The following is an 8808-nucleotide window of genomic DNA, read 5'->3' as shown; positions in this document are numbered from 1 at the left end:
CTCATTCTTCGCACGATAAGGGTTTGTCTGCTTCCTGTACCTTCTATCACATAACGCCTTCTAGACCCTATAACTTCAAGTTTCCCCATACAGATTGGGCATACACTTTTCTCCATACTCCTAACAAAAAACGCTCTTTTCACTATTCCATTCCAATTCAAAGTTTGTTATAATTACCATGCTATTAAGTTAGTAAGGGACCCTTCCAAACACTCTGGGCAAACATGAGGTGGAAGGGTCTCTTTCTATTTCTCCTTAAGTATTCTTAAGGACAGTATATCCGTCTATTTGCGGACAGACAACTCCGTCATATTTATGTCATTTCACGAGAGCAAAAACATCTGGGTATTGACAAGTTGATAGTACTTCCCTTTTTTCTCCATTAGTTCATTATGGGTTCCTGTTTCCGTTATAGCCCCACCTTCTAAAAGAAAAATTCGGTCACATTGTAAAATGGTTGATAGTCTATGAGCAATGATTATTGTAGTCTTCCCTTGAATACGGTTAAAAATAACATCTTGAATTCTCTTTTCGCTGAAAGAGTCTAGATTTGAAGTTGCCTCATCAAAGATATACAAATCACTTTTTGCAACCAAAGCTCTTGCGATGGCAATCCGCTGCTTTTCACCGCCAGAGAGATTAGAACCTCCTTCTTCGATTAATGTATGGTAACGATTCTGCAGCTTTTCAATAAACTCTGATGCACCAGAGAGTTTGCATGCTGCAACTATTTCTTCATATTTTGCTTCCGGATTTCCAACTTTTATATTATCTAGTATAGTTCCTGAGAATAAATCAATCTTCTGTGGTATATATGCTACTTTTCTTCTGAGTTCTCTATGGTCAATATCTAAGATACTATATTCATTAAATAATATCTCTCCCTCTTGAGGTTTAACAAAGGATAATAGTAGTTTAGCAATCGTACTCTTGCCAGCACCACTTTCTCCTACTAAAGCTACCTTTTCACCCTTTTTTATATATAAATCTAAACCTTTTAATACAGGAGCCCGAGATCCATAGGCGAAAGTAACATCTGTCATTTGAAGATCACCTGTAATATCAAAGTCTTTCATTTTATCATTTGCGCTTAGATCTTCACGCTCGAGGCTCATGAGTTCACTTAAACGGTTCATTGCGACTTGAGCTTCTTGGAATGTAATCTGTAGAGATACAAGGTTTTGCACCGGTTCAATAAAGAACTGGCTCAATGTTTGGAACACTAAAAGATCTCCAATGGTTATTTCTCCATCTATAATCAAAAGTGCACCAAAGCCAATCATTATAACATTTCCGATAGAGTTGATAAAAGAAGAGAAGAACCCTTGAACATTTTGCAGAACCCCTTCTTTGTATCCTATCTTTAAAGCATGAACAAATCGCTTTTCTAAAGTTTCAAGTTGTTGCTTTTCATCACCATAGGATTTTACAGTTTCAATATTTCGTATCGATTCAATAAGATGAGCATTCAGCATCGCACCGGCTTCCATTTGTTCATAATTAATTTTCTTATAAGGTTTTTTGAAAAAATAAATTAAAACAATGTTGATTGCTACCATAATTAGTAGTATTGAAAAGAGCCTTGAGTTTAAATTCCAAAGGAGTACACTACTTAAAAGTGCTAGGGTTATATCAAGCCCTAATGAAAGTGATACCGATGTAAATATATTTTTTATCGTCATTGCATCTTGAAATCTTGTGATAATGTCGCCAGTTTTTCTTGAGCCAAAAAAGGAATAAGGTAAATGGATGATATGATCGTAATATCCCATCAAAACAGGGATATCGATTTTTCTTGAGAGAAAAATCAATATATGCTCACGGAAAGTAGAAACTAGATTTTGGATCAGGCTCACAAAAATAAAAATGATCAGGAATACATAAAGGGTACTCTTTAACTCATATGGTATTATTTCATCCATTACAATCTTAGAGAAGAAACTCGATAAGATGCCCAAAAAAGTTAGTAGTACTGAAGCTAAGATAATGGCCCCAAGTAATTTCTTCTGAGGAATAATAAGACTGATGAATAAACTCCCCATCCCCTTATCTTTGATCTTCAATAATTCAAAGCTACTTGTTGGGGATAGAAAAATAATCACCCCAGAAAAAATATCACTAAACTCTTCTTTGCATGTCACATATATATCTTTTGACGGATCTGCAATAATTAGCTCCCCATTTTTTTCATTTTATGAATCACGACAAAGTGATTAACCCCTTGTTGTGTCTTTACTTGGGCTATAGCTGGATAAGTTAATTCTGGCGTCAATTCATCCACTGTAGTCCGTACAGCTTTCGCATGAAAATGTAATTTCTCCAGTCCATCTACAATCCCCTTGACAGTAGTTCCATATGCATCTGTTCCAATTACTTCCCTAATTTTCATGATAGTTGATTCTTTCCCATATGTTAAAAGAACAGTAGATATAGCTGCCGCAGCACAATCTGATTCATCATGTTGTATAATATTAGGCCACTTTTTAACTAGCAAAACATACCCCCATGCAGTAAATTAATATAGTATAATTTATTTTCTAAAATTTTAACATATTACTATATATCATGTGAACCTTTTGTTTAATAGAATTAATATTTTTATTAAATCAATTGCAGATTAACGATTATTTTACGGATTTATTGCCAATAGAACAGCTATTACCCATATGATTTTTGATCATCAATGCGAAATATCACACTACGTGAATAACCATAGAATCGATCTAATTTAATATAATAATGATTATGTATAGAGTGATAACTCTCCAAGTTTCATAACAGAATAAAACCCATAACTCCGTCACTAGAGCTATGGGCCATTTCAATCCGTTTTTCATACTTCAATTTCAATGCCAGATTTGAAGCTGATCACAAAGTGTTTTTCGTACACCGTGACGTTTTGGATCAGCTTCCTTACTAAAGTATCATCATAGAGTAGAGTTCGATATTTGTTCTTATGGATGAATCCTATCAGCTCGCCTATCCTCTCATTTTCTCCACTTAAGGATGCATCTTCCACAAGGAGTCTCTGGCGCTTCTCACGGAGCTTATCAATCTCATCAGCTAAGAATTCGTAATCCTTTCCTTTGTTGGCGAGGCTGATTACTTCTTTCTGCTTTTCTTCAAGTAGGTTGTTAATCTCTGAAATCTTATATTCTGTGGTGTCACCAATTACCGCATGGATGTTTTCTTCCAATGTTCTAATCATGTTATCACCCCCGGCAAGAAGTCTATTAATCGCAGTCATAACCGCATCATATAAATCTCCTTCTTTTACCGTCCGGTTCTTACAGACTTTGGGTCCTTGGTCGATTCTTGTAACGCACCGCCAAACAAACTCCTTTCTCCCGTGAATATTCCAATAAACTCGTCTGTAAATGTCTCCACATTCCCCGCAGAAGGTTATGGTGCTCAAAGCGTATTTACTGCTATACAGTCTTTTGTTATTATCTGCTCCTGTGTAAATATTATTCCGGCGATGGAGTTCTTCCTGAGCCTGAAGAAAGAGTTCCTTTGGTATGATCGCCTCATGGCTATTTTCAACATAATACTGTGGGACATGACCTTCATTCTTGACTCTTTTCTTTGTAAGGAAATCTACTGTGAAGGTCTTCTGCAAAAGGGCATCACCAATGTATTTCTCATTCATAAGAATCTTCTTTATGGTCTCCGGTCGCCATCTTGGTTTTCCTGCAGCTGTTAAAATACCGTCCTTCTCAAGATGCCTACCAATACCCGCTAGACTTTTTCCCTCAAGGTATTCTCTGTAAATGCGCTTTATGATTTCAGCCTCTTCAGGAACAATGACCAAGTTACCTTCATCATCTTTTGTGTACCCCATAAAACGATTGTGGTTGACCTGAACTTTCCCCTGTTGATATCGATATTGTAGTCCAAGCTTTACGTTTTGGCTGAGCGACTGGCTTTCTTGCTGTGCAAGGGATGCCATAATAGTAAGCAGAACCTCTCCCTTGGCATCCATTGTGTTGATGTTCTCCTTCTCGAAAAACACTGAAATGTTCTTATCCTTGAGCTGTCTAATGTATTTTAGGCAATCCAGCGTGTTCCGGGCAAATCGACTGATGGATTTTGTAATAACCAGATCGATGTTCCCCTCCATGCACTCGTCAATCATACGGTTGAACTCTTCTCGTTTTTTCGTGTTCGTGCCAGAAATACCGTCATCTGCAAATATGCCAGCAAACTCCCATTCATCATTTTTCTTTATGAACTCTGTATAATGGGCTACCTGAACCTCATAGCTGGAGTTCTGCTCTTCCGTTTCTGTTGAAACTCGACAATAGGCAGCCACACGAAGTTTCTTTACTTTTTCTTTTGCGGCTGTACTTCCCACCCTTTTTCGTCTGGATAGATTTCAGTTATGCCTTTCTCATCTAATTACTATTTATTTCTCACATAAAAAACCGTGATTATCCTTCCGGCTTGGAGCCAGATCTCAAATCACGGAAAGTCCTTATTTACTCACATTTCTACACTCTTACTTCTCTACCCTTGATAGCAATACTACCGTCTCAACGTGGCCAGAGTTGATGCCATTGATGTCAAAGGTTGATTTGTTACCCCGATGTATGGGGAAACTTATCAACCGGTTTTTTGTTGTTTTTGAGAAACGGTCGTATGGGGGAAAATGTCATTACTAATTGTACGTAATGTGAGTTCTTTTTTCCGGTTAAATAAATCTGAGCCAGTCACGTCTAGAATATAGAATTCTTTCAACGTCAACGGTCTTGTTTTTCTCATCGACAGAAAAGAACACTACATAGTTCTTAACGATTAACTTTCTGTATCCCAATTGTGATAAACGCTCATCTGCGATAAGCGGACATCTCTGAGGTGAATCAGACAGGCTCGCTAATGCTTCTTCAAATATTTCCATCATACGATAAGCTGGCAGTGGCGCTGAAAGCTGAGAAGCGATATATTTAACAATATCGCTAAGGTCGTTTTCTGCTGGTTCAGATACATCCACTCTATATTTCGTCATCAGTTATTCTCTGTTTAATGTCTTTCATAACCTCATGCAACTGACGTTTTTTCCCTGCTTCAACAGCTGTTCTACCCTCATCAAGAAGACGATAAAGATCAAGCTTACCGCTAATTGCTTCATAAGTTTCAATACTCATAACCGCTAAATCACCTCGCCCGTTTTTTGTTATATATACAGGCTCACGACTTTCATGGCAGAAACTGGAGATCTCATTATAATTATTTCGTAAATCAGTACTGGATTTAATATTCGGCATAACTTCTACCCCCCATCTATCTTTATAGAGATATTATACCTTTATTTCTTTAGATTGTCAATTGGTTGCCGGCATAACACATTTATTGAATCACTTTTAAAAATACAACCTCCCCTTAGGCAGGGTCAGTGTCAATGACCATTCCGCCTTCAACCCAAACTTCTACTTCTATGCCAGACTCAAAGTCTTCAAAGTTTATTTCTTCTCCAGTATCATTATATAACTCACCCTGGATTATTCAATAATTTAGATTGATTCGTTTTAAACCATTGGAACCCCATTGGAACCCAATGATCTAAAGACCTGTACTCTGTCACCCGTTGGGTGACAGAAATAATAAAAGAAAAGAACTCGAAATTATGTTAAAGTGAAAATGCAAATAACCACAAAAACATAAAAAGGAGTTCTTTTCATGATGAGTTTACAGCAAAATGCACTTCAATACAATACCAAATTTTCTTTTGATTTTAGCGGTGGAAATCTGTCTTCTGATTCCGGACTGCTCTTCATCAAAGAATTTATCCATAAAATCGGGTTTGACAACCTTCTTGACCAATCTTCGGAACTGATAACCGAAAGACTCACTCCATCTCTTCCGTCATTGAACAGCTGATTTATCTGAATATCGCTGGTTATCATAGAGATGATGCTGCAGATCATTTACGGTATGACCCTGTATTTACAGCGGTGATGGAGAAGGAGGCGCTCGCCTCCCAGCCCACAAGCTCAAGAACCTTGAACTCCTCCGAACAGAAAGACATCGATAAGTTCAAACGATATTCTGGAGGATCTCTATAAGATGACACATAACCCCTTAGACAAACGGCATATTATCTTGGATCTGGACTCCACTAATGTTGAGACCCATGGTCATCAGGATGAAAGCACCTATATCTACCACTATGACACCACGGGGTATCATCCCATGGTTCTCTACGACGGACTTACCGGAGATCTGATGAAGTTTATGCTTCGCAAAGGAAGTGAGTATACTTCCACTGGTGTGGTGAACTTCTTGGAGCCTGTTCTGTTCTCCTTACGGAGAACTTATCCGAAAGCCATGATTCTATCTGTTGCCTACAGTCTCGTTAATACTATGAAACAGCTGGTCTTACCGAAAGAGTTCTCGAAAAGCAGAATGTCAACCCTAAGAACTATCTTCATCAAGATCGCAGGGAAAACAGTTTCTCATGCAAAGAAGATGTCGATGAGACTCTGTAGCAGTGCACCTTACAAAGAAGCCATATTGAAAATATTTGAGAACATCCATCTCCTAGCCTTGGGCTAAGCAATTTCGGAACATAGCTTTCTAAAAGTCCAAAGAACCTTTGGGCTTATTTACCTAACACTAAAATGGGGAATACTCAGAAAGACTGTTCAAAGGGACTCAAATCTAAAAGTTTACTGCTTGTCGGCCAGTATGTATTCCATGAAAAGTAGTTTGATATTAGAAAATCATGATATCAACTGGTTTGTTGAATAATCCGGGGTTAGTAATATGAATGGGACATACACCATATGGTTACAGAATTGAAAAAGGTAAAGCGGTCGTTGATGAAACAAAAGCAAAACAGATAAAGTTGCTTTTTGAGGCTTATCTTTCTGGTGATTCACTGGCTACTGCTGCAAAGAAAGCAGGCATTAAAGCCTTTCATGCCGGAATCGGAAACATCCTTAAAAACAAAAGATATGTCGGTGATAACTTCTACCCTGCAATCATTGCTAAAGCTAACTTTGAAGCTGAAGAATTAGAGCGCATGAATCGGGCTGAAAAGCTCGGACGCATTTGGGAAAAGAAAGAAGTAAATGGATCTCCTACCCCTACTTTCTTCTCCATTGCAGAGGGAAATAAACAGTTTGATGATCCTTTTAGACAGGCAGAATACGCCTACAGTCTGATAGAAATGGAGGTAGATGCTAATGAAGCTTAATGCGAATGTAACAGTTATACCAGCGAGGAATCATAAACGTAAAAGTCCTGATGAAGAAAAGCCCAAGTTACGAGTAGCCGCCTACTGCAGAGTATCCACCGATAGCGATGAGCAGGCTTCAAGCACGATGCTCAAATTGAACACTACACATCGTTCATCAGTGGTCATCCAGACTGGCAGCTGGCAGGTATTTGCAGATGACGGAATATCAGGAACCAACACCAAGAAACGTGAAGAATTTAATCGCTTAATCGATGAATGTATGGCTGGTAATGTTGATATGGTGATTACCAAATCCATCAGCCGATTTGCCAGAAACACCCTGGATTGCTTGCAGTACATTAGGCAGCTTAAAGATAAGAATATCGCTGTGTTTTTTGAAAAGGAAAACATCAATTCCATGGATTCCAAAGGAGAGGTAATGCTGACCATCATGGCATCCTTGGCACAACAAGAAAGTCAGTCATTAAACCAAAACGTAAAGCTTGGCCTTCAATACAGGTACCAGCAAGGAGTAATCCAAGTGAACTGCAAATGGTTTCTAGGGTACACCAAGGATGAGAATAAGAAACTGGTCATTGTTCCAGAGGAAGCTGAGATTGTAAAACGCATTTATAGAGAGTACCTCGAAGGGGCCAGCATGCTAAAGATTGTCCGAGGACTTGAAGCTGATGGCATCAAGAACGGAGCTGGACGAGACAAATGGCACACCAGCAACATCAATCAAATCCTCCGGAATGAAAAATACATCGGAGATGCGTTCCTTCAGAAGACCTACACTGTTGACTTTCTTACGAAGAAGCGAGTCAAAAATAATGGCCTTGTCCCACAGTATTATGTGGAAAACAGCCATGAAGCCATCATCCCGCGTGAAATTTTCATGCAGGTCCAGGAAGAACTGATCAGGCGGCGCATCGTTCACACCAGCCCAAATGGTAAAAAGAGAACTTACAGTAGCAACCACTGCTTCTCACAAATGATAGTTTGCGGCACCTGCGGCGAAGTGTTCCGAAGAGTCCACTGGAATAACCGAGGCAAGAAATCCATCGTTTGGAGATGCGTCAGCCGCCTTGAAAACACTGGACTATTCTGCAACGCTCGCACAGTTCAGGAAAGCGCAATTGAGCAGATTCTTATAAAAGCCATTAATGAAACCTTAGGTGAGAAGGACACCTTCCTATCCATTCTTGAAAACAACATCACAACGGTGATCAGCCAAGATAACAATCAAGCTCAAACCATTATCGAAAAGCGGTTAGAAGAACTCCAAGCAGAACTTCTCAAACTCGCCAGCACCAAATCCGATTATGAGGATGTTGCTGATGAAATTTACACCTTGAGAGAAGAGAAGCAAAAAGTCCAGGTGGACAGCGCTAGCAAGGATGAAATCAAGAACCGGATCGTTGAGATGAGTACATTCCTCAAGAAGCAGCACACCTCAATTACCGAATATGATGAGGTTCTGGTAAGTAGGCTGATTGAAAAGGTCACTATCCACGAGGACAAGTTCACTATGGAATTTAAGTCTGGGCTGACAGTTGATATAGGAGAATAAAGAAAGCAAGGCACTCAACAAACTATAATGTAGAGTGCCTTGCTTGTTATTTCCGGTG

General features: G+C 39.0%; 10 protein-coding genes. 5 read left to right on the top strand and 5 right to left on the bottom strand.

The features are described 5' to 3' along the window. Window positions 1-323: 323 nt before the first annotated feature. The 5 genes from BM243_RS12205 to BM243_RS12190 all read right to left on the bottom strand — a co-directional run bounded on the left by BM243_RS12205 (window position 324) and on the right by BM243_RS12190 (window position 5264). Entirely contained in the window at window positions 324-2141 is a 1818-nt protein-coding gene (locus BM243_RS12205) for a peptidase domain-containing ABC transporter (RefSeq protein ID WP_207646200.1), read from the bottom strand. A gap of 29 nt (window positions 2142-2170) precedes the next feature. Beyond that, the gene (locus BM243_RS15335; protein ID WP_207646199.1) at window positions 2171-2494 is read right to left on the bottom strand and encodes a cysteine peptidase family C39 domain-containing protein; all 324 of its coding nucleotides are present in this window, start codon (window positions 2492-2494) and stop codon (window positions 2171-2173) included. A gap of 339 nt (window positions 2495-2833) precedes the next feature. Then, on the bottom strand, window positions 2834-4354 hold the full coding sequence (locus BM243_RS12200) for a recombinase family protein (protein WP_074912626.1): 1521 nt from the start codon (window positions 4352-4354) through the stop codon (window positions 2834-2836). Window positions 4355-4690: 336 nt separating this feature from the next. After that, window positions 4691-5005 (bottom strand): type II toxin-antitoxin system RelE/ParE family toxin, encoded by a 315-nt coding sequence (locus BM243_RS12195; protein ID WP_074912625.1) that lies wholly within the window; start codon window positions 5003-5005, stop codon window positions 4691-4693. Beyond that, window positions 4992-5264: a type II toxin-antitoxin system Phd/YefM family antitoxin gene (locus BM243_RS12190; protein ID WP_074912624.1), complete on the bottom strand. Its 273-nt coding sequence runs from the start codon at window positions 5262-5264 to the stop codon at window positions 4992-4994. Before BM243_RS12190 ends, BM243_RS12195 begins: the two co-directional genes overlap by 14 nt. A 412-nt stretch (window positions 5265-5676) precedes the next feature. Here BM243_RS12190 and BM243_RS12185 point away from each other — a divergent pair, with 412 nt between their 5' ends. From BM243_RS12185 to BM243_RS12165, 5 genes are all read left to right on the top strand, one after another. Further along, window positions 5677-5877, top strand: a complete 201-nt coding sequence (locus BM243_RS12185; RefSeq protein WP_074912623.1) for a hypothetical protein — start codon at window positions 5677-5679, stop codon at window positions 5875-5877. Further along, window positions 5820-6062, top strand: a complete 243-nt coding sequence (locus tag BM243_RS15585) for a transposase (RefSeq protein ID WP_083422791.1) — start codon at window positions 5820-5822, stop codon at window positions 6060-6062. Before BM243_RS12185 ends, BM243_RS15585 begins: the two co-directional genes overlap by 58 nt. Beyond that, entirely contained in the window at window positions 6028-6552 is a 525-nt protein-coding gene (locus tag BM243_RS15505; protein ID WP_431602457.1) for a transposase, read from the top strand. The genes BM243_RS15585 and BM243_RS15505 overlap by 35 nt, the downstream gene beginning before the upstream one ends. Before the next feature lie 214 nt (window positions 6553-6766). Further along, window positions 6767-7195 (top strand): serine integrase family protein, encoded by a 429-nt coding sequence (locus BM243_RS12170; protein WP_074912621.1) that lies wholly within the window; start codon window positions 6767-6769, stop codon window positions 7193-7195. Further along, window positions 7185-8750, top strand: a complete 1566-nt coding sequence (locus tag BM243_RS12165) for a recombinase family protein (RefSeq protein WP_242943559.1) — start codon at window positions 7185-7187, stop codon at window positions 8748-8750. Before BM243_RS12170 ends, BM243_RS12165 begins: the two co-directional genes overlap by 11 nt. Window positions 8751-8808: the final 58 nt, after the last annotated feature.

The sequence above is a fragment of the Proteiniclasticum ruminis genome (assembly GCF_900115135.1).
Lineage (GTDB): Bacteria > Bacillota > Clostridia > Clostridiales > Clostridiaceae > Proteiniclasticum > Proteiniclasticum ruminis_A.
Note: the sequence above shows the minus strand (reverse complement) of the source record. Positions and strands in the feature narration are given on the sequence as shown.